Source organism: Dorea sp. YH-dor226 (assembly GCF_039832105.1).
Classification (GTDB): Bacteria; Bacillota; Clostridia; order Lachnospirales; family Lachnospiraceae; genus Dorea_A.
Genome location: NZ_JBDOHS010000016.1, coordinates 37494 through 64237, shown reverse-complemented (window position 1 = coordinate 64237; position 26744 = coordinate 37494). Strand labels below are relative to the sequence as shown.

31 protein-coding genes, 1 pseudogene and 1 riboswitch are annotated in these 26744 nt (G+C 46.1%); of the genes and pseudogenes, 2 read left to right on the top strand and 30 right to left on the bottom strand.

Features of this window, described 5'->3' with window-relative positions; all coding sequences use genetic code 11:
• Nucleotides 1-172 precede the first annotated feature (172 nt).
• The 15 genes from yqeB to ABE547_RS12245 all read right to left on the bottom strand — a co-directional run bounded on the left by yqeB (nt 173) and on the right by ABE547_RS12245 (nt 14721).
• Entirely contained in the window at nt 173-982 is an 810-nt protein-coding gene (yqeB, locus tag ABE547_RS12315; RefSeq protein ID WP_347379062.1) for a selenium-dependent molybdenum cofactor biosynthesis protein YqeB, read from the bottom strand.
• Nucleotides 983-1684 carry a selenium cofactor biosynthesis protein YqeC gene (yqeC, locus tag ABE547_RS12310; RefSeq protein WP_347379061.1) on the bottom strand — a complete coding sequence of 234 codons (702 nt, stop codon included), beginning with the start codon at nt 1682-1684 and terminating at the stop codon, nt 983-985.
• Nucleotides 1681-2169, bottom strand: a complete 489-nt coding sequence (moaC, locus tag ABE547_RS12305; RefSeq protein WP_347379060.1) for a cyclic pyranopterin monophosphate synthase MoaC — start codon at nt 2167-2169, stop codon at nt 1681-1683. Before moaC ends, yqeC begins: the two co-directional genes overlap by 4 nt.
• Before the next feature lie 142 nt (nt 2170-2311).
• On the bottom strand, nt 2312-2893 hold the full coding sequence (locus ABE547_RS12300; RefSeq protein ID WP_347379059.1) for a xanthine phosphoribosyltransferase: 582 nt from the start codon (nt 2891-2893) through the stop codon (nt 2312-2314).
• Between the two features lie 108 nt (nt 2894-3001).
• A complete protein-coding gene (locus ABE547_RS12295) occupies nt 3002-4063 on the bottom strand; it encodes an ATP-binding cassette domain-containing protein (RefSeq protein WP_347379058.1) in 1062 nt (353 codons plus the stop codon).
• Nucleotides 4064-4066: 3 nt separating this feature from the next.
• A complete protein-coding gene (modB, locus tag ABE547_RS12290; protein ID WP_347379057.1) occupies nt 4067-4762 on the bottom strand; it encodes a molybdate ABC transporter permease subunit in 696 nt (231 codons plus the stop codon).
• 40 nt (nt 4763-4802) lie between these two features.
• Nucleotides 4803-5663 carry a molybdate ABC transporter substrate-binding protein gene (gene modA, locus ABE547_RS12285; protein ID WP_347379056.1) on the bottom strand — a complete coding sequence of 287 codons (861 nt, stop codon included), beginning with the start codon at nt 5661-5663 and terminating at the stop codon, nt 4803-4805.
• A gap of 31 nt (nt 5664-5694) precedes the next feature.
• Nucleotides 5695-6630: a molybdopterin-binding protein gene (locus ABE547_RS12280; RefSeq protein ID WP_347379055.1), complete on the bottom strand. Its 936-nt coding sequence runs from the start codon at nt 6628-6630 to the stop codon at nt 5695-5697.
• 4 nt (nt 6631-6634) lie between these two features.
• Nucleotides 6635-7600 carry a GTP 3',8-cyclase MoaA gene (gene moaA, locus ABE547_RS12275; protein WP_347379054.1) on the bottom strand — a complete coding sequence of 322 codons (966 nt, stop codon included), beginning with the start codon at nt 7598-7600 and terminating at the stop codon, nt 6635-6637.
• 52 nt (nt 7601-7652) lie between these two features.
• Nucleotides 7653-8681 (bottom strand): XdhC/CoxI family protein, encoded by a 1029-nt coding sequence (locus ABE547_RS12270; protein WP_347379053.1) that lies wholly within the window; start codon nt 8679-8681, stop codon nt 7653-7655.
• Nucleotides 8682-8691: 10 nt separating this feature from the next.
• Nucleotides 8692-9717 carry a molybdopterin-binding protein gene (locus tag ABE547_RS12265; protein WP_347379052.1) on the bottom strand — a complete coding sequence of 342 codons (1026 nt, stop codon included), beginning with the start codon at nt 9715-9717 and terminating at the stop codon, nt 8692-8694.
• Nucleotides 9718-9945: 228 nt separating this feature from the next.
• Nucleotides 9946-10773, bottom strand: a complete 828-nt coding sequence (locus ABE547_RS12260; protein ID WP_347379051.1) for a formate/nitrite transporter family protein — start codon at nt 10771-10773, stop codon at nt 9946-9948.
• 1149 nt (nt 10774-11922) lie between these two features.
• Nucleotides 11923-12582, bottom strand: coding sequence for a Crp/Fnr family transcriptional regulator (locus tag ABE547_RS12255; RefSeq protein WP_347379050.1), 660 nt, complete (start codon nt 12580-12582; stop codon nt 11923-11925).
• Nucleotides 12583-12952: 370 nt separating this feature from the next.
• A complete protein-coding gene (locus tag ABE547_RS12250) occupies nt 12953-13960 on the bottom strand; it encodes an alpha/beta hydrolase (RefSeq protein WP_347379049.1) in 1008 nt (335 codons plus the stop codon).
• A gap of 47 nt (nt 13961-14007) precedes the next feature.
• Complete coding sequence (locus tag ABE547_RS12245; protein ID WP_347379048.1) at nt 14008-14721, bottom strand: HAD family hydrolase; 714 nt, start codon at nt 14719-14721, stop codon at nt 14008-14010.
• A 213-nt stretch (nt 14722-14934) separates the two neighbouring features.
• On the opposite strand from ABE547_RS12245, the gene ABE547_RS12240 reads away from it, so the two are divergent.
• Complete coding sequence (locus tag ABE547_RS12240; protein ID WP_347379047.1) at nt 14935-15099, top strand: hypothetical protein; 165 nt, start codon at nt 14935-14937, stop codon at nt 15097-15099.
• Between the two features lie 105 nt (nt 15100-15204).
• Here ABE547_RS12240 and ABE547_RS12235 read toward each other — a convergent pair whose 3' ends face one another.
• From ABE547_RS12235 to ABE547_RS12200, 8 genes are all read right to left on the bottom strand, one after another.
• A complete protein-coding gene (locus ABE547_RS12235) occupies nt 15205-15936 on the bottom strand; it encodes a Type 1 glutamine amidotransferase-like domain-containing protein (protein WP_347379046.1) in 732 nt (243 codons plus the stop codon).
• A gap of 22 nt (nt 15937-15958) precedes the next feature.
• Complete coding sequence (locus ABE547_RS12230) at nt 15959-16219, bottom strand: glutaredoxin domain-containing protein (protein ID WP_347379045.1); 261 nt, start codon at nt 16217-16219, stop codon at nt 15959-15961.
• Between the two features lie 34 nt (nt 16220-16253).
• On the bottom strand, nt 16254-16958 hold the full coding sequence (locus ABE547_RS12225; RefSeq protein WP_347379044.1) for an SDR family oxidoreductase: 705 nt from the start codon (nt 16956-16958) through the stop codon (nt 16254-16256).
• On the bottom strand, nt 16958-17512 hold the full coding sequence (locus ABE547_RS12220) for a prolyl-tRNA synthetase associated domain-containing protein (RefSeq protein ID WP_347379043.1): 555 nt from the start codon (nt 17510-17512) through the stop codon (nt 16958-16960). The genes ABE547_RS12225 and ABE547_RS12220 overlap by 1 nt, the downstream gene beginning before the upstream one ends.
• Nucleotides 17513-17553: 41 nt before the next feature.
• Nucleotides 17554-18945, bottom strand: coding sequence for an NAD(P)/FAD-dependent oxidoreductase (locus ABE547_RS12215; protein ID WP_347379042.1), 1392 nt, complete (start codon nt 18943-18945; stop codon nt 17554-17556).
• 103 nt (nt 18946-19048) lie between these two features.
• Nucleotides 19049-19146: riboswitch (purine riboswitch) on the bottom strand.
• 36 nt (nt 19147-19182) lie between these two features.
• Entirely contained in the window at nt 19183-19734 is a 552-nt protein-coding gene (locus ABE547_RS12210) for a methylated-DNA--[protein]-cysteine S-methyltransferase (protein ID WP_347379041.1), read from the bottom strand.
• A gap of 471 nt (nt 19735-20205) precedes the next feature.
• Nucleotides 20206-20805 carry a methyltransferase domain-containing protein gene (locus ABE547_RS12205; RefSeq protein WP_347379040.1) on the bottom strand — a complete coding sequence of 200 codons (600 nt, stop codon included), beginning with the start codon at nt 20803-20805 and terminating at the stop codon, nt 20206-20208.
• Nucleotides 20806-20860: 55 nt separating this feature from the next.
• On the bottom strand, nt 20861-21445 hold the full coding sequence (locus ABE547_RS12200) for a SprT family zinc-dependent metalloprotease (RefSeq protein ID WP_347379039.1): 585 nt from the start codon (nt 21443-21445) through the stop codon (nt 20861-20863).
• A gap of 132 nt (nt 21446-21577) precedes the next feature.
• Here ABE547_RS12200 and ABE547_RS12195 point away from each other — a divergent pair, with 132 nt between their 5' ends.
• A complete protein-coding gene (locus ABE547_RS12195) occupies nt 21578-22084 on the top strand; it encodes a GNAT family N-acetyltransferase (protein ID WP_347379038.1) in 507 nt (168 codons plus the stop codon).
• A gap of 16 nt (nt 22085-22100) precedes the next feature.
• Here ABE547_RS12195 and ABE547_RS12190 read toward each other — a convergent pair.
• The 7 genes and pseudogenes from ABE547_RS12190 to ABE547_RS12160 form a co-directional block, all read right to left on the bottom strand.
• Nucleotides 22101-22361 (bottom strand): annotated as a pseudogene (locus ABE547_RS12190) (DUF188 domain-containing protein); the annotation flags it as partial.
• A 5-nt stretch (nt 22362-22366) separates the two neighbouring features.
• Nucleotides 22367-22651, bottom strand: coding sequence for a hypothetical protein (locus tag ABE547_RS12185; RefSeq protein WP_347379037.1), 285 nt, complete (start codon nt 22649-22651; stop codon nt 22367-22369).
• Nucleotides 22652-22915: 264 nt separating this feature from the next.
• The gene (locus ABE547_RS12180) at nt 22916-23365 is read right to left on the bottom strand and encodes a DUF1284 domain-containing protein (RefSeq protein WP_347379036.1); all 450 of its coding nucleotides are present in this window, start codon (nt 23363-23365) and stop codon (nt 22916-22918) included.
• On the bottom strand, nt 23349-23906 hold the full coding sequence (locus tag ABE547_RS12175; RefSeq protein ID WP_235250588.1) for a biotin transporter BioY: 558 nt from the start codon (nt 23904-23906) through the stop codon (nt 23349-23351). The genes ABE547_RS12180 and ABE547_RS12175 overlap by 17 nt, the downstream gene beginning before the upstream one ends.
• Nucleotides 23907-23994: 88 nt before the next feature.
• Nucleotides 23995-24753, bottom strand: a complete 759-nt coding sequence (locus ABE547_RS12170; protein ID WP_347379035.1) for a transcriptional regulator — start codon at nt 24751-24753, stop codon at nt 23995-23997.
• A gap of 67 nt (nt 24754-24820) precedes the next feature.
• The gene (locus tag ABE547_RS12165) at nt 24821-26443 is read right to left on the bottom strand and encodes a recombinase family protein (protein WP_002334812.1); all 1623 of its coding nucleotides are present in this window, start codon (nt 26441-26443) and stop codon (nt 24821-24823) included.
• Nucleotides 26444-26542: 99 nt separating this feature from the next.
• Nucleotides 26543-26737, bottom strand: coding sequence for a hypothetical protein (locus ABE547_RS12160; protein WP_002334813.1), 195 nt, complete (start codon nt 26735-26737; stop codon nt 26543-26545).
• Nucleotides 26738-26744: the final 7 nt, after the last annotated feature.

Genomic DNA, 26744 nt, shown 5'->3' with positions numbered 1-26744 from the left:
TCGTGTGTGGGATGTTTGTGTGGTTACTTATATTTTACCATGAGTGGAGAGAAAATTTATATATAAACAGCGAGAAAACCCAGTAAAATCAATGGGTTGCGGCATTTAACAAATGCCTAAAAGAGAATAAGAATTGGAGAGAAAAATACAGGAATCGACAATACGTCTGAATTTATACAAGAAAACGAGGGACTATCGTCTCAAGAACGCTTCCCGCAATACACCTGGCTTTATCCGAGATGGTGAAGCAGTTTGCAAGTTCTTCCTTACGCGGATCGATATCTGCGATCTTAAATCCTCTGGTGACCGGATAGCCTTCTCTGAGAAGACCGCGCAGGATTCCCGTCAATGTTGCAGGCACCGGGCAGGTTCCTCCATCTTCCATTTCGATCCATGCAATCTCCTCTCCGGCCGTTACGATATCTCCGATCCTGCACCGGTTATGGAAGAACCCTGCTTCTTTGGCGTGTATGACACGTTCTTTGGAATAACCTCCGATATTGCCCGGCACTCCGGTATTCGGATACGCAGACCCGCTGCGGATGACCCGTCCCAGATTATGTCCCCTTCTGGTCTCAATCACGAGATCCACATCCTTCCCCGCTTCGAATCCGGGGCCGAGTGCAACGGTAAGCGGCGCCATGTCCCGGCTGGTGCCCAGATTCTTCTTGGCAAGGATCGCATCCACCACTACTTCCGGCCGGAGGGTTCGGATCGCATCCCCTTTGGGATCCACCAGGACCGGTACCTCTCCTTTTTTTATCACTTCTTCTATGTCCTCACAGCTGTGAACCAGAACCGCCGACATTCCCTCTACCAAAGCCCGTCCGTCATAGACTGCTTCACTGACAGCCACCTGCCGCCGGATCGCTGCCGGATGTTCCGCTTCCAGAACCAGCACCGGAAGGCCCGCCGACCACAGACGATGGATCGTTCCTGTCGCCAGATCACCTCCGCCACGGACAATGATCAGTTTCTTCATCTATATCATTTCCTCCTTTCCGATCACACAATGCTCTATCTTCTGCATCTTCAGTAACTCACGGATCCGTTCGGCCGCCTGTGTGCGCTCCTTTGTCTCGCACTGGCTGAGCATGACGTAATACTCCCGGTCTCCAACGTTTTTTCTGGTTCCCTCTTCCGATGTCAGTATCGCCGCCATCCTCTTCTCATCCAGAATCTCCCGGGCAGTGATCCCTAGAAGACGCATCGCTTCTTCCGTTCGAAAGCACACCTCTTCCAGTGGCTTTCCCCACGCACACATTCCCATAACGCCGATCACGATGTCACATGATTCCGGGATGACCGGTTCATGTGCAGCCGGAACCTTGCAGGGCTTATGCTTTGATCCGTCGGCCTCAATCAGCACAACATCTGCCATCCGTATATATTCATCCAGCACCTCTTCCGAAAGGCTGCAAAGTTTCCCGTCTTCACAGGGGATTCCGGCCACCGCATAGGTGCCCTGCCCCCACAGCCGGACGGTCTCCTCCGGATCTTGCGCCCAGTGTCCGCTCTCCGGCCGGAAGATGTGCGTGGTCGTCGTGACAAGCACCTTCGCGCCACGCTCTGCATACCGCCTCGCCATCTCATACATCAGCGTCGTCTTGCCGCCGGCACCGACCAGCGCGATCACATGTCCCGTTTCCCGAAGAAAAGGAAATGTCCCTTCCACGAATCTCATAGTTTCTGATCCTCTCGTTTAAAATCTCCGTGCACGCCTCCGGATTTTTCCAGGAGCCGGATATCGGTGATCTCCATATCCTTCTGCACTGCCTTGCACATATCGTAGACCGTCAGTGCCGCCGTCGTAACCGCTGTCAATGCCTCCATCTCTACCCCTGTCTTTCCGTCACAGCTTACCGAGGCTTCGATCTCTACCCGACAGTTCTCCTCATCCATATGAAAGGACAGATCGATCCCATGAATGGCGATCGGATGGCACATCGGGATCAGCTCGGATGTCTTCTTTGCTCCCATCACACCTGCGATCTGTGCCACCGTCAGCACATCCCCCTTTTTCATGCCGCCGGTCTGAATCAGACGAAAAGTCTCTGCATTCACCTTTACCGCGGCCGCTGCAACTGCCCTTCTGTGAGAGATTTCCTTTTCCCCCACATCTACCATTTTTGCTTTTCCCTGCGTGTTAAAATGTGTAAAATCCTCCATATACTTTCTGTTTCCCCTTTCTGTATGCACGATCCGGGATCATTCCATCCTGCAGCTTCCGTCACCGACAGTTTCCCGGATATCTGATTACATAAATACAGGTGGGCATATTGAAACCCACCTGCGATAGCTCTGATCTTATCTAATTTTCACGGAATGTGATGCTCTGTGTATCCGCATCCATACCGTCTACGATTGCCAGTGACTCTACACGAAGTCCCTTTTCGCGAAGCATCCTGCCGCCCTGCTGAAATCCTTTTTCAATCACGATTCCAACTCCGACTACATTGGCATGTGCGGATTCGATCAGATCAATCAGTCCCATTGCCGCACATCCGTTGGCCATAAAGTCGTCCAGAACCAGAACATTCTCTCCCGGCTGAATAAAACGACTTGCTACGATCACATCGTACGTCCGCTTATGCGTAAATGATTCGATCTTGGTAGATAACATTGTTCCGTCCAGATTAATGGACTGCGTTTTTTTCGCAAATACGACCGGACAGTCAAAATACTGCGCTACGATCGCAGCAATTCCGATGCCGGAAGCCTCAATCGTCAGAATCCGGTCAACCTTCACATCCGCAAACCGACGCTTAAATTCTTTCCCAATCTCGTTAAACAGCTGGATGTCCATCTGATGATTCAGAAAGCTGTCCACTTTCAGAACATTCCCCGGCTTAATAATCCCATCTTTTCGAATACGTTCTTTTAAAAGTTCCATGATCCTTTGTTCATCCCTTTATCTTTATTTGAACAAAATTATATCAGTTTCCCTTTTTATTGTAAACCTATTTCAAGATGGAAAATCTGGAACCATGGCAGAATCAGTCTAAGCTCTTAACAACAGAAGCTGCGCTTCCGGAAACTGCAGATAATCCGGCATTCCTTTCTCCCGGATGAGCTCCTGACGTTCTTTTTGTACAAACCAGCAGACCGGCGTTCCGGCTGATTCTGTATCATTTTCCGGCTGCAGGTAATAATTCATTTCAAATGGAAGACTGGCGCTTCCGCTGATCTTCACACGGATGCAGTTCTCACGACGTTCTCCCCATACCGGAAGGAACTCATGAGCACGAAATCCCACGTGAGTGATCTCCTCATCGATCACTCTGTCGGTATGCAGTTCTACACCCCAGTCAGTCGCATACATGGTATGCGCATCTATCCTTCGGATTGCGGAGATATTCTTACATCCGGTCAGGCGGGCTGCTGCCACTTTTTTCGGATCCTCGAAGACCTCTTCCGTCCGTCCTGCGATCACTGCTTTCCCCTGATCTATGATCAGAAGATCTTCGCAGAATCGATAGATCTCATCTCTGTTATGGGAGACCAGTATCACCGTTCCCTGATAATCAGCAAGCATGGTCTCCAGCTCCCTCTGCAGATGATCCCGCAGGAACATATCCAGCGCCGAGAACGGCTCGTCCAGCAGTATCACCTCCGGCTCATACGCCATGATTCTGGCGAGAGCCACTCTCTGCTGCTGTCCTCCGGAAAGCTCTCCGGGAAGCCGCTTTTCCAGGCCCTCCAAGCGAAACCTTCGCACCATCTCCCGCACTCTTGCTTCTTTTTCACTTTTGCTTCCTTTGACTCCGGCAGTGATATTTTTTTCTACCGTCATTGTTGGAAACAACGCATAATTCTGAAACAGATATCCGACACTTCGCTCCTGCGGACGAATATGGATCCTGTCCTTCGAGCTGTAGACCACTTTCCCGTCCAGTTCAATCTGCCCCTGATCCGGCAGCTCGATGCCTGCAATGCTTTTCAGTGTCATACTTTTTCCGCATCCGGAAGCTCCCAGGATTCCGATCCTTGAAGCCTCACTCTGAAACCGGATGTCCAGATGGAAGCTTCCCACTTTTTTCTGAATATCAATCTTTACTCCCATCTGTTACCACCTCTTGATATGTTTCATCTTCCTGGATGAGATTAGATTCATAAGCACGATAATGACAAATGCAATTGTGATCACGATTGCCACCCAGATTCCTGCCGTCAGATAGTCTCCGTCCTGTATGACCATGGCGATCTTCTGAGAGATCGTTCCTGTCTTTCCGGGAATATTTCCCGCCAGCATGGAAGTCGCTCCATATTCCCCCATTGCACGGGCAAAGGTCAGGATGGTTCCGGACGCAATACCCGGTCCCGCTGTCGGGATGATCACCTTCCAGAAGATCTCCGGCTCAGACATCCCCAGGGTCCTCCCCGCATAGATCAGATTCACGTCAATCTGCTCAAACGCTGCCCTTGCGTTACGGTACATCAGCGGGAATGCGATGACCGTCGCTGCAATGATACATCCAAGCCAGGTCTGCACGACCTTAATGTCAAATGTTTCATATAAAAAGATTCCAAGCGGCCGCCTTCGGCTGAACAGAAGGAGAAGGAAGAATCCTGCAACGGTTGGCGGCAGTACCAGTGGGAGTGTCAGAATTCCATCTATGACTGCCTTTTTCCCCGGCGGGGCCATGATCACTCTTCTGGCCGCAAAGATCCCCAGAAAAAAGGAAATACAGGTTGCCACCACGCCCGTCTTCAGTGAGATGATCAAAGGACTGTAGTCCAGATTCTTTAATATTTCCAGCATTGTGCTCCTCCCTCCGGCTGCCGCTCACGTTTTGTCTTATTTATTCCACGTTGGTATCAAAGTAATATGCATCAAATACTGCTTTTGCTTCATCTGACAGAATAAATGCAAGGAAGTCCTCTGCAGCTTTTGTCTGTGCATCATCTGCTTCTGAATTGATGATCCGTGCGATTGGATAGATGACGTTTCCTGTCAGATCATAGCTGACTGTTTCCAGGATCGTAAGGTCATCCTCATATCCATAAGTATCGGAATAATATGTCGTTCCGACTTCACAGGAACCTTCTACAACAGCGGCAAGTACTTTACTTACATTATCCTGTTCGCTGATCTCCACTCCGCCAAATGCGTCGGATACCTGCTGTGTGGTAATTGCTGCAACATCCTCTGCCTCTTCCAGGATACCAAGGTTTACCAGTGCCTGTCTGGTATATTTTCCAACCGGAACGCTTCCGCCTGCCAGAGCAATATTTTCTGCATCCCCGATATTCTCAAGTCCGGTTACCTTTGTGTCACTGTCCTTCAATGTCACAACTACAACCTGGTTGTTGACTACATTCGCTCTGGTTCCGTCCACAACCAGTCCGTCTTCTTCCAGCTGATCCATCTGTTTCTGTGCTGCTGAGAAGAAAATGTCACACTCATATCCTTCTTCGATCTGTGTCATCAATGTTCCGGAGCTGTCTGCATTATAAGTGATCGTTACTTCCGGATGCTCTTCATTGTACATCTCTGCAAGCTCTGTCATAACCGTATTCAGGCTGGCAGCAATAAACACCTGGATCTCTGCCTCCTCTGCTTCTTCAGCTTCCTCTTTGGATCCGCAGGCCATCATTCCTGCTGCCATTATGGCTACAAGCAGAACTGCCGTAAGTCTTTTCATAAGCGTTCTCTTTTTCATCTTTTTTCTCCTGATCCACATTTGAATGTGATTACTTTCTCGCACATTCTCCCTCACTGCCCCTTAAGATTCCAAGTCCATGTGGAAGCTCCGGTAAGAGATATTCCAGAGTTTCCTGTACTGCTTTGGGGCTTCCCGGCAGATTCACAATCAATGTACTCTTTCGAATTCCTGATTCTGCCCGGCTGAACATTGCTCTTGGAGTAATGCTCATAGAATAACTCCGAACGGCATCTGCAATGCCTCTTGCCATTCGGTCGCACACTGCAATCGTCGCTTCCGGCGTAATATCCCGCGCGGAGAATCCGGTTCCTCCGGTTGTAAGGATCAGATTCACCTGTCTCTGATCGGCCAGACGGATCATCTGACGTTCCAGAGGTACTCTCTCATCCGGCAGGAGAAGCGTTTCTACGATCTCATAACCGGCATCCTGCAGCATCTCCCGGATCAGTGGGCCGCTTTTATCTTCCCGCTCTCCTGCAAAGCCTTTGTCACTGAGTGTAATCACAGCAGCCGTATACGGTCTGTCAGCGGCCGGAGGAATCATTTCCACCGGATCACCTTTCCGAATCACACCTCCGTGGAGCACTTTGGTAAATACACCTTCTCTTGGCATGATGCAGTCACCCATTTTCTTATAGATCTCGCAGTGGCTGTGGCATTCCTTTCCAATCTGAGTCAGTTCCAGGATGACTTCGCCGATCCGAAATCTGGTTCCTACCGCCAGCCGGCGAAGATCGAACCCTTCTATAATCAGATTCTCTCCGAATGCGCCAAAGTCCACATCGGCTCCCTTTCTGCGAAATTCTTCTATTTTCTCGACTGCAAGCAGGCTGATCTGACGATGCCATTTGCCGCCGTGTGCGTCTCCTTCAATTCCCCAGTCCACAAGGACCTGTGCTTCGGGGATCTCTTTTTTCTGCGTCCCTCGTTTTTCGCTGATGCAGATTGCTTTCAGTTCTCCCATACAATTATCCTCCTATCGATGACATCTCCTGCTGCTCTGTCACCATATCTGTCTCTTCAAACCGGTGTGCCGCCGGTTTATTCCGGATGGCCAGGTCCAAAAGATTTCTTACTTCCTGTGTATCCTTTGCTCTCAGCGCATCTCTTACGGAGATCCGGTCTTCAAAGCACAGGCAGGACTTGATATCTCCCGTGGATGTCACTCGGATCCGGTTGCAGTACTCGCAGAATTTCCCGTGCATGGCGCTGATGAATCCGATACTTCCCTGATATCCGGGCACCCGATAGTAAACAGCCGGTCCGTTGCCATGCACCCTGTTATCCCTCGCAAGCGGTCCGTACTGCATTTCCAGCTGACGAAGAATCTCTTCATTTGCGATCGACTCATAGTTCCTGCCATGTCCGATCGGCATCATCTCGATAAAGCGGACATCCAGTCTGCGCTCTCTGGCAAGGGATGCAAGCTCCGGCCATTCCTCTTCATTCCGTCCTTTTTGGAGAACCGCATTAATCTTCAGCGGAATCTGATACTGAAGCGCCGCATCCAGTCCGTCCAGCACCCGGCCCAGCGCATCTCTTCCTGTAATCTCGAAGAAACGCTGCGGATTCAATGTATCCAGACTGACATTTACCGCATCCAGTCCGTTTTCTTTCAGTTCTTCGGCATAATCTGCAAGGTATACACCATTGGTCGTAAGCGTCACCTGCTCAATTCCGGGAACCCGTTTCAGCATCCCCACAAAGGACGGACAGCCTCTTCTGACGAGCGGTTCTCCGCCGGTCACTTTGATCCTGCGGATTCCGATCCCGGCTGCTTCTCTTGCCAGCATCTCCAGTTCTTCATAAGTCAGGATCTCTTCCATCGGAACCCAGGGGATTCCATCAGGCATACAGTAGCGACAGCGCAGATTGCATCTGTCTGTGATCGAGATCCTCATGTAATTGATGCTTCTTCCATACCTGTCCAGCATTCCTGTAGCTTTCCTTTCCTATCTGTATCTATATTTCTCTATATATTAATATCTATATCAATTCCAGCAGCACACGGATCACTCCGCCGCAGACCATTCCTTCTTCTTCCGCATCCGCTCCCGTCATATCTACCTGACAGATGCGAGCTTTCGGTTCTCCCAGCGCAGCCATGGCAAGTGCTTTCTGCACCACATTGGCTTCCATACAGCCGCCGCCGATGGTTCCGATACACCTGCCGTCCCGCAGGATCAACATCTTCGTTCCGACCGTTCGCGGTGCGGAGCCCTTTCTGTCTACGATCGTCGCAAGCACTTTTCGTCCGCTGTCCTTCTCCTGCTCCAGAATCGCCCTCAGGATCTCTTTGCTATACCCGCCGGAACGTTTCTTCTGATTCTTGACTTCTATAATCTCCGCCATGATGGAAACTGCGATCTCCACCGGCGTCTCTGCCTTGATATCCAGCCCGATCGGTGTATAGACATGATCTAGCACCTCCGGATCGATCCCTTTTTCCTTCAGTGTCTCTTTTACCATCGTAGTTCTTCTGCGGCTTCCGATCATTCCGATATATGCGTGCTCTTTCTGTGCGATCTGCTCCAGACAGATCTGATCATAACGATGTCCCCTGGTCACGATCACAAAATACGTACCCGCATCACCCGCAACCTTTTCCAGCCCCTCTTCAAATGGCTCGCAGATGACTCTCGTTGCCCCTGCGCGTCTTGCATTGTCTGCATATGACGGCCGGTCTTCCAGAACCGTCACTTCACATCCCATCATCACTCCCAGCGTGATCACCGGGATGGATACATGACCGCCGCCGCAGATGACGATCTTCGTCTCCTCGCCCAGTACGTCGCAGAATACCGGATGTCCTCCAAGATCAATCGTTCCCCCTTCGGTAAGTCCGGCAATCTCCTTCTGATATGCCCGAAAGAACCCATTCGACCTGCTCTCCCAGATAATTTTCCCATCTACGGCCAATACTTTTTCTCCCGAGAACTCCTCATTCAGAACCGTAAGAACCATCCTCCGTGTCTGCGAAGCGGTCTGCTCGATCGTTTCAAATAATGTTCTCATACAGACTCACCTATCTGCCCTTTCCAAAACCACAGTTCGGAAATGTACAGACCGGACAGGACAGGCACAGACCGCCCTGCCCCAGACAGTTCAGATCCTCTGCTGTCAGTTTTTCACCACTCAGGATTCTCGGAAGGACCAGATCGAAGACCGTTCTCTTCGCATACATGACACAGCCCGGAAGTCCCATGACAGGAATATCCCCCTGGTAATACGCCAGTAAGAACATCGCTCCCGGAAGCACCGGTGCCCCATACGTCACGATATCGGCGCCTGTGTTCCGGATGGCAAGCGGAGTGCGGTCATCCGGATCCACACTCATGCCGCCCGTACAGATGACCATGTCACAGCCTTTGGCAAGCATCTCTTCAATCGCTCCGGTAATCATTCTGTGATCATCATCACAGATCACCTGCTCGGCCTCTGTAATTCCATACTCTGCAAGCTTCTCCCGAATCACCGGGGTAAATGTATCCTGAATCCGTCCCTTGTATACTTCGCTTCCTGTTGTAACGATCCCGACTTTTTTCTTCCCGTAAGGCAGAATCTGAAAGATCGGCTCCTCTCCTGCAACCTCTTCTGCCTTCTTCATCTTGTCCTCGTGAATGACCAGAGGAATCACTCTGGTACCTGCAATCTTATCTCCTTTTCTGACCGGGAAATTGCCATGGCGACTGGCAATCATCATCTCTCCCAGTGAATTGATGCGATTCAGCTTTTCAACATCGATCTTCAGCACGCCATCGATATCGGCAATCAGTTCAACCTTTCCTTCCTTGACCCCTGACGGATGCATGCCGTTGCCCTGACAGATCCTGCGCAGAATCTCGGCGGCTTCATCTTCATGCAGCATTCCTTCTTCTTTTTCCCAGATATACAGATTTTCTTTTCCCACAGACAGAAGAACCGGGATGTCCTCCTCGGTCACCACATGTCCCTTTCGGAAGACCGCATCCTTTGTCACTCCTTTTATGATCTGTGTAATATCGTGACACAATACATGTCCGACGGCATCCTCTGTTTTTACCAGCTTCATCTTTCTTTCCTCTCCTTTTTTGTTCCCTTTTCAACGATCTCTGCTTTTTATCACAATCACATTTGATAACAATAATATAAAAAGGAACTGTTATAACATCATTGGCCATCCAGAACGATACCATAATTTATAACAATCCCTTTTGAATCTCTTTTCCGGCCAACATCAGTATAGCAAAAATGCTCTTCATTTTATGTTGTCCAGACAACTTTTTACTTTTTCTATCCCTTATTTTTCATCCTTTTTTCTCAGATAAAGGAACCAGTATACACACCCCACACAGATACCGCCTCCAATGATATTCCCGATGGTAACCGGAATCAGATTCGTTCCCAGAAAATTTCCCCATGTAAGTACATCCAGATTCACACCGGCATCTGCGGCCGCCTGTGCATATTCCGGAATTCCCTTAGCAAACAGGCCTGCACCTATGTAATACATATTGGCTACGCTGTGCTCAAATCCGCAGACAACGAATATCATGATCGGAAAGAACAGACCTATGATCTTTCCTGCCACGTCTTTTGCCGCAAAGGACACCCAGACCGCGATACATACCAGGAAGTTGCAGAAGATTCCCCGGATCAGCGCATCCGTAAAGCTCAGAGCGCATTTCCCTGCTGCCGCGGAGATCACAGATACTGCCATTCCGTTGTCAAAAAGACTGATCTGATGCGAATATACAACTCCTGCTGCCACCAGAATTCCCCCGATAAAATTACCGACATATACAACGACCCAGTTTTTCAGCATTCCAGACAGCTTAATCTCCTTTTCCAGAAGCGGGACCGTAAGCAGACAGTTGCCGGTAAAAAGCTCACTTCCTGCCAGAAGCACCATGGTAAGACCTCCCGGAAAGATACATGCCCCCATCAGTTTTCCGACAGATGCAGGCTGCACCCCGACGGCCGCCGTCGTTGCACCTACGCCCCCAAGCGCGATAAATGCACCTGCCATGACTGCCAGAAGCAGCATCTTTGGAATCGGCGTATTTACCTTGCCCTTTCCGACATTGATATAATTTCTGGCTATTTCAGCTGGTGAAAAAAGATTCATCTTTACATTCCCCCTGTACTATATTTTCATCTTTTCATACTGTCTATTTTAGAAGAACCAGAACTGTTTTACAAGAACATCTTCCGGGTTATGACTAATATCTATAAATCGCCTTTTCATATAGAAACATGTCATGGAGCAACTGATCAGACAGCTATACCGACTTTTCATAAGGTTGGATATCGCGGAAGAGTGCTTTAATCATATAAAAAGCAGGGGCGAATCGTGATAAAGGCATCTAATTTACAGCCGTTCATCGCCGGTTACCATCTAATATCATCAAAAGCAATTTATACATGCAAAAAAATGAACGGAAATCCATCAAGATATCAAACAGCAAAGCTGTGATGGTAAATTTCAAGGTCCTTTTCCATCAAGATCGCAAATGTTAAATTTGTGATGGATAAGCTTAATAATATTTACCATCAGGATATCAAATATTAAATTTGTGATGGATAAGCTTAATAAAATTTACCATCAGAAAAAACAAAATCAAGTATATACATGAATAGCTATCGAAAATATACCATCAGGATATCAAATCGCAAAGCTGTGATGGAATCATTGTTACAGGAGTGCTTTCATCTTGTTAGAACAGGGCGAATTGTGAGGAAGAGTTGTTATGAAGAATTGTGATAAAGAATTGCGAGGAAGAATTGTTATGAAGGCATCAATTTACAGCCGATCATCGCCGGTTACCATCCAATATCATCAAAAGCAATTTTTACATGCAAAAAATTGAACGGAAATCCATCAAGATATCAAACAGCAAATCTGTGATGGTAAATTTCAAAGTCATTTTCCATCAAGATCACAAATGTGAAATTTGTGATGGATAAGCTTAATAATATTTACCATCAGAAAAAACAAAATCAAGTATATACATGAAAAGCTATCAAAAATATACCATCAGGATGCCAAATCGCAAAAACTGTGATGGAATCATTGCTACAGGACTCTGCGACGGCAATATCTCTGCCGTTGAAGTACAAACCACGGGTACAGGTTACCCCTGAAAACCACCAGGTTTCATATATCCATCACGAACTACGACATGCATACTTTTTGAAAACATTCCTTTATTCTGTTCCATTCATTAATTTAAAGTTTGTTTTGGAAAATTAGTCATTTCAATTTACTGTTTACGTCTTACATATGATGTAAGATAAAGTGATTTTTCCGGACGGTCAGAAGACCGTCCTTTTCCATATTCTTCAATTCATGAGACAACACGCTACGATTCAATCCCAGATAATTTGCAAGCTCCTCTCTGTTAAAATCAATATCAAACTCATTGCTCTGATATCGAATTTTCTGGATACGCAGATATTTTTCAATCTTCTCCCGAACACTTCCGGAAGAGAGGATTTCAATCTTACGATATTTCCGGATATCCTCATTGGCCAGAAAATACACAATTCTCCGGTACAGATGAATCCTGTCTGTCTCTTCGAGAATTCCCGGTTCTTCCAGACACCTGACCGGAAACCAGAATACTTCCGAAGGCTGCGATGCGTACATACTGTATGGGCTCGTCTTCTTCATACTCACGGCAATCTCAAGCCCCACCATATAGGACTTCTGAAGCTTCTGAACCATCTGCTCCGTTCCATCCGAAAAATACCGCACTTTACACATTTCTCCGGATAACAGGACCCCTACATCCCGTACTTCACTTTCCTCCGATATCACGATTTCATTTTTCTGGTAGCTTTTTATCCGGCCCTTTAACAGCCCGAGAATCGAATCTATCTTTTCCCGACTCATCTCACGAAACAAAAAACACCTGTATAATTCCTGATGATACATACTGTACCTCTCCGATCCTTCTGAACATTTACTCTGGCATCATATTATCATATTCTTTCAGATGCGGACAACCGCAGACGTCTATACATTCAAAATTTTGTATCACTTTACAATTGACATACATCTTTTTATTTATTATACTATACTATATTTATAAATACACATGCTTCTAACTTGAATCATGGCTTACTTTTCTGTGTATTGATGAACCGGACACCATCGATACGCAAAGCCAAACCATTGACTCTCAAAACCAAACGATCCTCAAACTGCAAAACACTCTGGAAGAACAAAGGAAGCTCCTTCTTGCTTTGAAGAAGGAGCTTGGCGAACTAAAAAGTCACAAGTAATTCATAAGTACCGGTCTTAGCTATGCCAGGATCTTATCCAGCCATGCAAGCGCAAGATCCGGCCACTGCATGGCAGACGCGTCTGCATGCTGTTTTTCCTGCGTCCAGCCATCCTTGGATGCCTTAGTCCACTCTGATGAAAACTCTCTGAGCGTCTCAGCTTTCGCTGCGCTATGATACATCTCCGGAACACGGTCCGGAGCCTGCGTATTGAGCGTCTTCAACGTCTGCCACTGCTGCATCATGGTATAAATGCTGTCTTTTCCAAGACGAATGGCTGCCCAGTCTTCATCTGCAAGGCTCATCCCATGTCTTCCTTCCATAAAAAGATGTAATTCACATGGAATTCCCGCATCACTGCAAGCTTTTGCATACAAAATACTGTTTTCCACAGGAACTGTCTCGTCCGTCATGGTCTGCCACAGAAATGCTGGTGGTGTATCTGGCTTCACCTGCTTCTCCAGACTCGCCCAGATCAATTCCTCTTCAGAAGCATCCGTTCCGAACAGGCGGTCAAAACTGCCAAGATGGGCTTTACTTCCACTGGTAATCACCGGATAGCACAGAAGTGTTGCATCCGGGCGATTGGAAACATCCGAATCCGGTTCTCCTTCTAACAACATGTCCTCATAATGAACCGCAAGGCTTCCCACCAGATGTGCCCCTGCCGAGAATCCACAACAAACGATCTGATCTTTTTGCAGATTCATTTCCGCTGCATATTTACGGACATGACGAACCGCTCTGGAGATATCACGAAGCGGCAGTGTCCTAAGCGGCTCAAGCTGAAATGTGTTCGTCGAATAAGTCAATACAAACGCCTGATACCCTGCTTCGTAAAACCTTTTTGCTACAATTTCTCCTTCTGTCGGGCTTACAATCGAATATCCGCCACCAGGAACTACAATCATCGCCGGTCGAATCTCTTCATCTTCATGCAGATACGCCTCCATATTCGGAAGAAAATCACCCGCAAAAGGATACCTGTATTCTCCTTTTTTCCACAATTCGATCTTCTTTCTTTTCATACTCTTTTAGCTCCTTTTATGATTCATTGATCTGATAACTGTCTCCGTTAGATTTCCTGTTCCGAAGTCCAGCTTTGAATCAGTTTTAACAATTCTGAACCACTTTTTAATTCTATATCTGCCAGGCTGCTCATATCCGGACATTCTCGATTCCTGTGATTGAGCCAGATCGTATGCCATCCGGCTTTATATGCTCCTACCACATCATTCTCATAGGAATCCCCGATATACCATGTCTCCTCGGCCTGAAGTTCCAGCTGTTCCTGAATCTTCAGAAATGCACGGACATCCGGCTTATGGTGCCCGATCTCTCCGGATATAAACATTCTGTCTTCTTCAAACCACTGTTCCAGATGAAGAACCTTCAATTTTCTTCCCTGATTTTTCCGGTTCCCATTTGTCAGAAGTGCAATTGGAATCTTCTTTTCCCTGCAGACCTCCAGAATCTCCTTCATAAAGTCAAACAGCTCGATCCTGGTCTGATAATATCGGTATTCCCGCTCAAACTCCGCACTTTCTTCCCTGGTAATCGCACATCCCACATCCTCGCAGGTCATCTTCATTCTCTGATAAAAAGCATCCTCCGAACGAATCTCTCCTTCCTTTTCCTTTTCCAGCACAATGTCCGAAAACACTCTTGACCTGCAAAAAAGAACTTCACAGCTCACATCCGTTTTATCTGCCAGAACCTTCTCAAAAGCTTTCTGAAACGGCCACATCAAGTCATACATCGTATCATCCACATCGAATATCAGATTCATTTTTTTACCTCCGAAGAAACCTTTTCGTCTTATTAGTTGTCTTTATTATACTCCTTTATCCCGAAAAAGCACCCTTTATTTCGTTACCGTTTTTTGTACATATTAATATCCGATTCCTTTTTCTTGTTCCTTGATTATTTAATAAGACTTTACACCTTAATAAATTCCTCCTATAATAATAGATAGTAATCTATGCAAAGGGAGGACGAAAGGATGATGGAATATATGCCAACAGATATGCAATATAAAGATGGGTTACGAAAAGATAAGTTTTTAAACGATCTGATTATCGAATCGCTGAGACGTGGTGATATCGAAAAAGCAATCGAATATCTTGAAAAGGATAATGAACGCATCGAAAAAGCTTTAGAAGAATAGGAAGTATCCCCTGCCACTGACAGGATGTACTTCATACTTTGATATAACCGGAGGTGTAAAGCCTTATTAAATGATTAAGAACTTTACACCTCTTTAAAATTTTTTCTATAACATCTTCTGTCTTTCCTGCTTATACAAACTGAGCATTCCATCTTTCAGCAGCCATGCTTCTCCACAGACAGTTTCCTTTCCATCAATGCACATCAGATAGCTTCCATCCGGAAGGATCAGAAACTCTCTGCCCATGCTGTCCGGATATGTAATATCTTCATACAGTCTTTTACCATCCAGCATACTGTCCTTTACCATCTGATAATGTGGCAGGATCATGGTTTTCGTAAGATCAAGTCCCCGCAGGCAGCGCTGATACTCCGGATCTTCCGATTCCCCGGGAAGTTCGGGCTGCGCATACACAACGTCCGCACTATTCATCGTGCCCGCGCTGATTCCGATAATAATCCCATCAAAATTCTGTATCTTTTCCCGCAGACCGATCCGGCAGAAGAATGCATTCTGCGTCGGCACATGGCCTCCACCAAGGAAAATCACATCATAAGAATGAAGTACTGCCTCTGAAAAATCTGTCGTTCTTTCATCCCACAGATCAAAACAACTGATCGTAAGTCCTGATCTTTCTACTGCTCCGGCAAAGAATGACGTCATCTCATCATTCTCCGGATAACACTCCGGAGAAGCTGTGATCATCAGACATCTGGACTTTTCTTTCCAATACTTCTTCAGGTTCACTACAAACCCGTTCATTTCATCCAGACCTTCCACCGGCCTGCTGCCATCCAGCGGTCCCGTCGGACTGCTGGTCAAAAATACTGCAGTCATATGTGCCTCCTGTTCTGCCGGTCTACCCGATCTTGTCCAGAACCTCTTCCAGATTCAGCGTCAGTGTCCCATCCTCCAGCTTAAAGCACGGAACTCCAACCTTCCCCTGTTCTTTCACCGCATCAAAGATTACTTCCGTATCCCGCAGTTTGAGAAATCGCTTCAGATTCGGCATGTTATTGGAAAACTCCAGATAAACATAGTCTGCCTTTTTCTCATCCAGTTTCTGAATCGCCTCCACACAATCCGGACAGGCATTGGTTCCATATACAATCAGTTTCATGTTTGTGCTCTCCTTTCTAATCCCTCTTGTGATTCTATTCCGACAGGCTCCATCCATGATCATCGTGATAAATCATCTGTCTCGTCATGCCTCCGTCTATACACACATTTTCTCCGGTGATAAATCCGGCCTTTTCGGAACACAAATACAGCGCCATATTAGCAATATCCATTGGATTGCCGACTCTGTGCACCGGCTGCTGTACGGCATCCGGTCCTGTATATTCTGTATAGGCTGTGTCAATCCATCCCGGTGAGATCGAATTCACCCGCACTCTGCCCGCCAGACTTACCGCAAGTGCATGCGTAAGCGCCGCAATCCCGCCTTTTGCCGCGGTATAGCTCTCGGTCTGTGGCTGACTCATCCGGTCTCTCGAAGAGGAAATATTGACGATCGCTGCTCCTTTTGCAAAATATGGCACAAACAGCTTCGTCAGATAAAATGGCGCGGTGACACCCACCTGCAGGGCATATTCAAACTCCTCATAAGTACAGGTATCGATCCCCCGCATAATCGGAAGTGCATTATGAATCAGATAATCCACATGTCCGTAATCATGGATTACCTTCTCTGCAAATGCTTCCAATATTTCCTTCGAAGCAATGTCTCCGGTAAAGTAATCATTTTCTTCTTTATCTATGATACAGACAACTGCACCACTTTTTCGGAATTCCTCTGCGATTGCCTTTCCGATTCCCCGGGCACCACCCGTCACAACAACAATCTTTCCTTCAAACATTATCCTTCCTCCCTGCCGTCACTGAGTGTCACGGTGATATAGTCATGATCCAATGCTTTCAGAACTTTCTGAAGCATATCTTCCGTCCGGAACCGGATGCTGGAAGTATTCACGCAGGGATGACAGCCAAAGTACTCTTCCTGCAATACTTCTTCGTCGATCAGGAGCTGTACCTTATGTTCCGGATCAAACAAAAGCCCCATAACGGTAGCCGAGCCCGGTGACACATTCAGACAGCGTTCCATATCTTCTCCCGAAGCAAACGATAAACGGGAAGTGGGAATCTGTTTTGACAATTCCTTTGTCTTCAGTATCTTATCTCCGGGAATCAGCAAAAGGTAATATGCAGTTCTCTGTCGATTACACAAAAACAGATTTTTACAGATACGTACTCCCAGTATCCTGTCAACCTCCAGACAATCCTCTATCGTTGCTACGGCTCTGTGATCCGTCCGCTGATAAGCAATTCCCAGCGAATCAAGAAGATCATATACCTTCATTTCCTTCTCCTGACGCCCTTCCGATGACTCCGGACGGCCTTCGTATAGTACCATCTTATTTTCCCTCTTTCTGCATCGTTGTATAGATGATGTCATTATACCAGACTTCCGTCTTCTTTGCATGCAATATGTCTTGCAACATATACACCACTGGCTGATGCATGAGAGAGGGAATGTGTCACACCACTTCCGTCGCCGATAAAATAAAGTCCCGGATACCTGCTTTCCAGGTTCTCATCTACCGATACTTCCATGTTGTAGAACTTCACTTCTACGCCATACAGGAGCGTATCATCATTGGCTGTTCCGGGCGCGATCTTATCCAGCGCATAGATCATCTCTATAATACCGTCCAGGATCCGTTTCGGAAGAACCAGGCTCAAGTCTCCCGGAGTCGCATCCAGTGTCGGCGTTACCAGTCCTTCCTCGATTCTGGATGTCGTACTTCTTCTGCCTCGTACCAGATCTCCGAACCGCTGTACGATGATGCCTCCTCCCAGCATATTGGACAGTCGCGCAATACTTTCTCCGTATCCGTTGCTGTCTTTAAACGGTTCGGAGAAATGCTTTGCAACCAGCAGTGCAAAGTTCGTATTGTCCGTCTTCTTATCTTCTCCTTCATAGCTGTGTCCGTTCACCGTCACGATACCGTTGGTATTTTCATTTACCACGACTCCTCTCGGATTCATACAGAATGTTCGTACATTGTCCTCGAACTGTCTGGTCCGATAGACGATCTTACTTTCATAGAGTTCATCCGTCAGATCGGAGAAAATCACTGCCGGAAGCTCCACACGGACTCCGATATCCACCCGATTCGACAGTGTTGGAATCTCCAGACTCCGGCACACGGACTCCATCCATTTGCTTCCGCTTCTTCCTGCCGACACAATGCAGTAATCTCCTTCATACTGCTCCTGTTCCGTACAGATCCGAAATCGCCCGTCTTCCAGACTCTCCAACGTCTGCACCGGTGTATCAAAGTAAAAATCAACCTGTTTTTCCAGAGCTGCGTAGAGATTCTCCAGTACCACATAATTGATATCGGTTCCCAGATGGCGCACAGAGGCCTCCAGAAGGTGCAGCCCATTCTGCATGCAGATCTTCTTGAATCCGGAGCCGGCGGTCGAATACAGCTTCGTTCCTTCTCCTCCGTACTGCAGATTGATCTTATCCACATACTCCATCAGTTCAATCGCGTTTTTCTTACCGATATGTCTGTACAGGGTTCCGCCAAAATCATTGGTAATATTATATTTTCCATCAGAAAATGCTCCCGCACCCCCGAATCCGCTCATAATAGAGCAGGTTTTACAGTGAATACAGCTTTTCACCTTCTCTCCGTCAATGGGACATTTTCTTCCGGACAGACCATGTCCCGCCTCAAACACAGCGACTGAAAGCTCCTGTTTTTTTTGCATCAGCTCATAAGCTGCGAATATTCCTCCCGGACCGGCTCCGACAATTATGACATCATATTTCTTCATACTGACACCCTTTCCTTTCACTTTCTATCATGTATATCTTTGCAGAAAATATGCTGCAAACCGGGAAACAACTACCCTCAGAACAAAAAAATACCCCGGACAGTTGCGATAATCCCAAGATCATAGACAACTATTCAAGGTAGTTGGTAGAAACGCCTGACCAGATTACAGGCTTATACAATCTTTTTTTATTATATCTGCGAGCATAGTCTGTGTCAATTCAAAATGGCATCGCTGTTATTGAATTGTTCTCTGTACATAGCTCCCCTCATGGGCCAGAAGCGCAATCTTATTCTGAATCCCTCCACCGTAACCGGTCAGGCTTCCATCGGTGCCGATCACACGGTGGCAGGGAATGATGATGCAGATGGGATTCCAGCCCACGGCACCACCAACGGCCTGTGCGGACATTCGTTTTAATCCTCTGTGTTTTGCAATTATTCTGGAGATGTCCCCATAGGTCATGGTCTGCCCATACGGAATAGTGTTCATGATCTCTATGACCTCCTGCCGGAATGGTGTGATATTATGGATCCGGATCGGCGGAACATTCTCCGGATCCTTGCCGGAAAAATACTGATCCAGCCATTGCTCTGTCTCCAGGAATACCGGAAGTTCCTTTTCCTCGCAGTTTATCACATATGTGTCAACATCCTCTGACCTTTCAAACCACAACCCAGTCAGATACTCCCCGTCGCTGCACATGATCATGTCATCCATGTGCTCCGGGGTCTGATATTTCCACTGATACAGTGCCGTTCCTGCTTCTTTTTCATAGAATATTTTCATGTGATATCACCTCATATATCTTTTTTCCAGTTCAGTCCTTCTCTTTTCCACTTTCAGCAATTCTTCTGTCCATCGTGCAAGTGTTCTTTTATTTCTTGATGGTATATTTTCTCTGGCTTTTCCTGCATAAACTCGATTATATTCTTCTTGATGGTATATTTTCTCTGGATTTTCCTACATAAACTCAATATGTAATTTTCTGATGGTATTTTTAAAAAATATTTTCAATCACAAATTCGATATTTTATTTTCTGATGGTAAATCGCGCTGAAATTTGCAATCAAAAACTTGATATCTTGTTTTATGATGGATTTTACCTCAATTATTTGCATGTATAAATTCCCTTTGGAAATTTTCGATGGTAATTTACGATAATCAAAGCTTTTCTTACTCTAATCAAAGCTTCACTTGCTCTGATCAAAACCCCGCTTGCTCTAATTTAACCTCTGCTTACTCTGACCAACTGCTCCTTTACTCTTCTCCCTGCAATTCAAATATCAGAATCCGTTCCCTGTCCTCATTTCCCGGAAACAGATCCCTGCAGTCAATCTCATCTGAAAACAGGAATTCATCCACCGTCATAAGACAGGAAATATACTCCTCCGACGGATAATAAAAAAACAGCTGAATCTCCCTTGGTGCTGTGTAATACGATTCCAGGATCCGCCGAATTACCTTCTGCAGTATCTCCGGGGAAAATGGATTGAAAAAGTAGATTCGATTCACAGTTTCCGGAACCGCATAGTTCTCTGCATTTGCGAGCTCAAACGCAACTCTTCTCCCCGATACTCCGGATCGTTGATTAGCAACTGCTTTTTCCCAGATTCGTTCATCATATTCAATTCCAATGGAGCTGCATCTGGTCTGATAAGCCAGGAAAAGATCTACGCGCCCTTTTCCGCAGCCATAATCCAGAAGCGTATCTCCTTTTCGGATATATCCGGTATTTGCCAGACGTTCCAAGACCGGATAAGGCGTCGGTTCATATGGATATCGGTACTGGTCCGCATGTGAATCATCTCTTCCCATCGTCTTTATCTGTAAAAGCCTGTCCCATTTTTCTTCATTCATGTGTGCATTTCCTCTCTTTGAACACTTCTTTTTCGGGAAAATATCTGTCTTACTCCTACAAATGAGCAAGCAGGAAACTTCCGTTCTCCTTAAGCCATCGGTTCCATTTCCAGTAATCCGGATATACGCGCAGCACTTCTTCGTAAAATTGTTTCGAATGATTCATCTCTTTCCTGTGGCACAGTTCATGCACCACCACACTGTCTAACACTTCCGGAGGCGTCAGCATCAGCAGACAGTTAAAATTCAGATTCCCCTTGCTGCTGCAGCTTCCCCATCTGGTCTTCTGGTTTCGGATTGTGATCCTTCCGTATGTAACACCAACCTTCGGCGCATAATAAGCAACTCTTTTCGGAATTACTTCCACCGCCTGATCTGCCAGCTTCTGAATCTCCTGTTTGGTCAACTTTCTGATCTCGCGCCGTTTTTCTACTCTCTCATTCACCATCTTCTGATGTTTTAGTATCCATGCTCTGTGTTTCTGCACAAATCCTCTGATCTCTGATTCTGAAAGCCTCCTCGGAGCCCGGACAATCACCTGCCCGTCCGGTTTTACCTCTAGTCCAATCGTCTTTCTGTCAGAACGAATCATTGTATATTCTATATCTTTCTCTATATCTTTCTCTATATAATTCTTCATATGTTGTTTGTTTCTCTTCTTTCTATTAACATCATTGATACATATATGATACTATTATCATATCACAGAAAACCCGTATTCTTATTTGCATTTGTGAAATATTATCCCAAACAGAAAAGGAGAACGAAAAAAATGAATATAGAAACAAAAAGATTGCTTATCACAGAATTTCATCCGGATATGGCCAGAAGTGTACATCTGAATTCTCTCGATGAAGACAACCGACGCTTCGTCCCGGATGAAGTATTTGAAACCGTTGAAGAGGCAGCTCAGACCATTGCTTTCCTGATAAGCTGCTACACTTCCGGAGAAGGACCTCTTGTCTACCCAATTCTTCTACAGGACGCTACCAACATCGGATATATCCAGGCTGTGCCGACTGATGACGATTCCTGGGAGATCGGCTACCACATTGGTGCGGCTTATACCAGGCAGGGCTATGCTACCGAAGCTGTGACTGCCTTCCTTCCTGTCATTATGAAGCAGCTTAACATCACTGAAATCAAAGGCATCTGTCTTGCAGATAACTTTGCTTCCATGAAAGTACTGGAACGTTGTGGATTTCAGAAGCAATACGAAGGCATGGGACTGTACCAGGGCGCGGAACGCAGAATCTGCCGCTACTTATACTGTAAATAGAATTCAGTTACTACATTACAGAGGCAGATCCATTGCCCAGTGCCATCGCCGCCACCCCATAATCCTGCGTCACACAGATATCTCCTCCGGCAAGGAGCGCGATCAGCCGAAAGTCAACTGCATCTGCCCCGGCACCAACCGTGATCACCTCGCTGTAATCAGAGGCCATGATATGGTTTGTGTCGCACAGAAGTACACATGGAATATCATATTTTTTCGCCATTCTCTCTACGATACGTACCACCGGGCACGCATCGGCATCTACATAGATCTTCATCTTCTTTATTCTTCCTCAAATCCATGCATCAGGAACTCATTCCATGCCTGGTTCGTACTTTCCATTTCTTTTTTCTGCATGATCATATTTCTGTCGCTCAATATCGCAAGCATTTCATCCACAATCTCTTCCATAGGAAGCTTTTTATAATGTGACAGGTAACCGATCATGCGATTCGCGGTAAAATCCGTATTCAGATTCCGAGTGATCAGATCACAGAATTCCTCCGGATATCCACGCCGAACCATAATATCATATAATTCAAGACTTTTCTTTGATTTTGGTTTCATACTCTTCTCTCTTCTCATATCAGATATTCTATGCATATAGTATGCCACTTGTTCTCTCTTTTTCCAACGCTTATTTCATAATTGTAGCATCTTTTGCAGCAACTTTTCTCTGACTTTCGAAATCATCAGAAGTGCCCAAGGGCACGTTCTGAGATTGTAAGCGGTCGCCAAGGTCTCAAGCAAGCTTGGACTTTGGCTCGTCGCTGATACAAAATGCGCCCTCCTACCGGTCTGGTAAGAGAGCGCGCATTCACTCTTGACTCGTTATCGTATTTCTAATGCTTCCCAGCGACTTTGATGTTCACTGCATATTTTATTCCATTGACAGTCGCCACAGATCTGTTCCCGCATTCCGGAATCTATGATTTTCTTCTGAATAATTCCTGCAAATTCAAGGAAATCCATTTTCATTCCCTCGGAGAGACCACATTGTTCCAGCACTTCCTTATCATATAAAGAAACCTTATCTGATGAACTGCAAAGATTGTTGTCATTATTCGGACAGGCGGAACAGATTTCATCCGTATGTATTACAAGCCTTACCGGAATATTGTTCTGGAACACATGCAGCATATGCTCCATATGTGCTGAGAATCCTTCACTGTATCCTTTCCCTATGAAATATGCAAGGCACATTCCATGATGTGGACGAATCGGGACTTCCGACACATCATTGTTTCTATTATTATTTCCACTATTATTGGAAAGGCACATAGTTCCGAAGCCTCCGGGAAAGAACATATGCCAGTGCAATCTTTACCAGATCCGGGATGATAAACGGAATCACACACCATCCAAGAACGGTTCCAAGTCCCACTGCACCTGTATCTCTGGCATATATGATCATGAACCATATGGTTCCCAGTGCATAACACACGATCAGCCCGACAATCATAGAAAGAATCTGAACTACCGGTTTTTTGCCCCATAATGTTTCCATTCCCCACATAACCAGTGCAGAAAACAGAAATCCTATGATATATCCTCCGGTTGAACTTAACAGAACTCCGATTCCACCACTGAATCCGGCGAAAACAGGCACTCCGATTGCTCCGAGAATAATATAGATCAATACCGCAAATGTTCCTCTTTTTCCACCCAGTATACCAACAGCCATAAACACGCCAAATGTCTGCAAGGTAAATGGTACCGCCATCGGAATGGATATCCATGAACATATCGCCATAAGCACCGCAAAGATTGCAATATATACCATGTCGTAAGTTTTATTTCTGGTTGCTTCAACAGAACTCATAATTACTCCTCCTGATTATGTAATAATTTTAGCACGACAATAATTTAACATGCCTTTGTTCTATTGTCAACCTCTCACTTTTTGAAGTTTACATTTTGTCGCTATTAAATGTGACAGACAGGTAGTACATATAGTCATTTTCCGTACCTGCCATCTCATTCTCAATGTCCTCAACAGGAGTTACATGTAATTCATCATTATCATAAATCAGCACAACAAGTCCTTGATTCGTGTTTTTAGAAATATTAATATTTCTTTCTATCTCTGAAGCAGATCTTCCATAATATTCTCTTTCATTTACACCTTCCAATATCCGGAATTTTGTAGCATATTTTGCTTCTCCGTCTGCAACAACTACCTTTACTTTAAACTGATCAAATTCAGGAACAATCGCTATCATTCCCTCCTGCTGTGCTTCGCTTTCTATAGAAGTGCTAAGGATTTCTTCCTTACTGACAATCCTTCCGTTCTCGTACACACAAAGGGACATTGTCATACTCTTGTAAGACCCATCCGTCGTATAACGATACATATATGCACCATCTACTCCGGACAGTACTTCTGCTGTTTTCATCTCCGTGCTGTCTTTCGCTATCGGAGCAATATAATTGTTTCTAAAGTATCCATTCATATATGAAACGCAAAACAATGCACCACTTCCAAATACGACGACACAGAGGAGTATCACAATAACCCTCTGTAGCTTTTTTCTCCTGACGTTTCCATCTGCACTGATCTGGATCAGGTTTTCTTCCGACTGCCTTATCACATTTTCCTGCGTCAGATCTTCCCCTGCAATGAACTCATTTAATGAAATTCCGAGAATATCACATAGTTCTATATACACCGAAACATCCGGCAGACATATCCCCGTTTCCCTTAGTTAAAGATATTGTTGGGTATCTCAAGATGTGTCATTCGATTTTGCCGATAAAGCGGTAGAAGATTTCCACTTCCTGTTCCCGGCTTCCGTCCTCACTTTTGACCGCTTCATGGACAAGGATTTTTTCAATCAGCGTATTCAGAAGTTCAGCCGTCAATTCTGTGGGATTGACATACTGTTTCATCAGACCTATCCACTTTTCAGCGTCAACCGCTGTCTGGGCGGCGGTCTCCATCGCTTCGTGAAGCCGTTCAATTTTTACGTCCAATTCTCGCTGTTCGCCCTGATACTTTTCGGACAGCATATTGAAATTGTATTCTGTAATGCGTCCGGCAGACCAGTCCTCATACATTTTTGCAAACAGGGTGTCTACTTCTGCTTTGCGCTTTTCCGCCTTTTTCAGTTCGGCTGTCTGCCGCTTCCTTGCAGTATTGCGTTCCTTGTCGCTGGCGTTAAGTAGCCGTTTCAGAAGTTTGTCCCCATCCTGCTGTGCCAGCACAGACCAGTATTGCAGACGGGAAAGGACATAGGCGTAAAGCACATCATAGCGGATATAGTGCATGGAACACTGGTGCAATCCTTGCCCGTACTTGCTACAATGGTAGTGGGCATAGGGATTTTTGTTCTGGCTGTTCATACCATAGGCCAGCGACCAGCCGCAGTCCGCACATTTTACCAGCCCGGAAAATATCTGTGTTGTGCCGTTCTTCTGCCGTCTGCGCCTGTTGCAAATCTGCTCCTGTACTTGACGGAACACATCTTCGGAAATAATCGCTTCGTGGGTGTTCTCCACACGATACCATTCCTCTTTTGGCTTGCGTACTTTCTTCTTGTTTTTGAATGAAATGTTGGTCTGCTTATTGTGGACGCTGTGTCCGATATAGGTTTCCTCTTTCAGAATACTTTTCACCTGCGCTATCGTCCACGCATAGGCTTTTTCCTCCGGCGCTCCGGCATAGATATTTGCGAAAGTGCCGTATCTCTGGAAATTCAGCCAGCCGGGAGTAGGTACTTTTTCTTCGACCAAAATCCGTGTAATGCTGGCGGCTCCCCGGCCATGAACGGCAAGGTCAAAAATCTTTTCGATAATCCACCTTGTTTCCGGGTCAATCAGAAGATGGCCTTTCTTATCTGGGTCTTTGACATAGCCAAGCGGAGCATAGGCTCCATAGTGTGCGCCATTTGCGAACCGTGTCCGCATGGCCGCCTTTACCTTTTTGCTGGTCTGGCGGGCGTGCATTTCATTCAGAATGTTGAGGAATGGGGCAAGCTCATTCTCTCCGTTGATGGTGTCCACATTGTCATTGACAGCGATATAGCGGACGCCTTTGCTGGGAAAGTAGATTTCCGTGTACTGGCCGGTCAGAATGTAGTTTCTGCCTAAGCGGGATAAATCCTTCGTAACAACGCAGTTGATTTTCCCGTCCTCAATGTCATCAATCATTCTCTGAAAATCCGGCCTGTCAAAGTTCGTTCCAGACCATCCATCGTCGATATATTCATCTATGACATTCAGGCCATGCTCGGCGGCATATTGCCGGAGCATCATGCGTTGTGTCTGAATACTCCCGCTTTCTCCTTGCAGTTCATCGTCCCGGCTCAATCTCATATAAAGCGCCGTGTTGTAAATCGTAGTATTGTAAGGTTGTTTCACCGTAAAAATCCTCCTTCTAAAGAAACAACCCACGCTTACAATACTTTTGCTCTATGGCAATTATATCATAAGCGTGGGCGTGTTATCAATGATGGGCTATCAGGTTGAAGCGGCTTTTTCTGCGGTATGCCGCACCACATCTACAATCAGATCACCGAGGGGCTTCCCGCCTGCGGCGAAGTGTTCGGAGATTTTTATACGGTTGTTCCCACATACAAAATACTGCGTGCCGTTCTCTGCTTGTATAACCTGCCCTGTTCGGGGTGTAAAAATATCGCTTTCACTTTTTGCCATCCAGTGT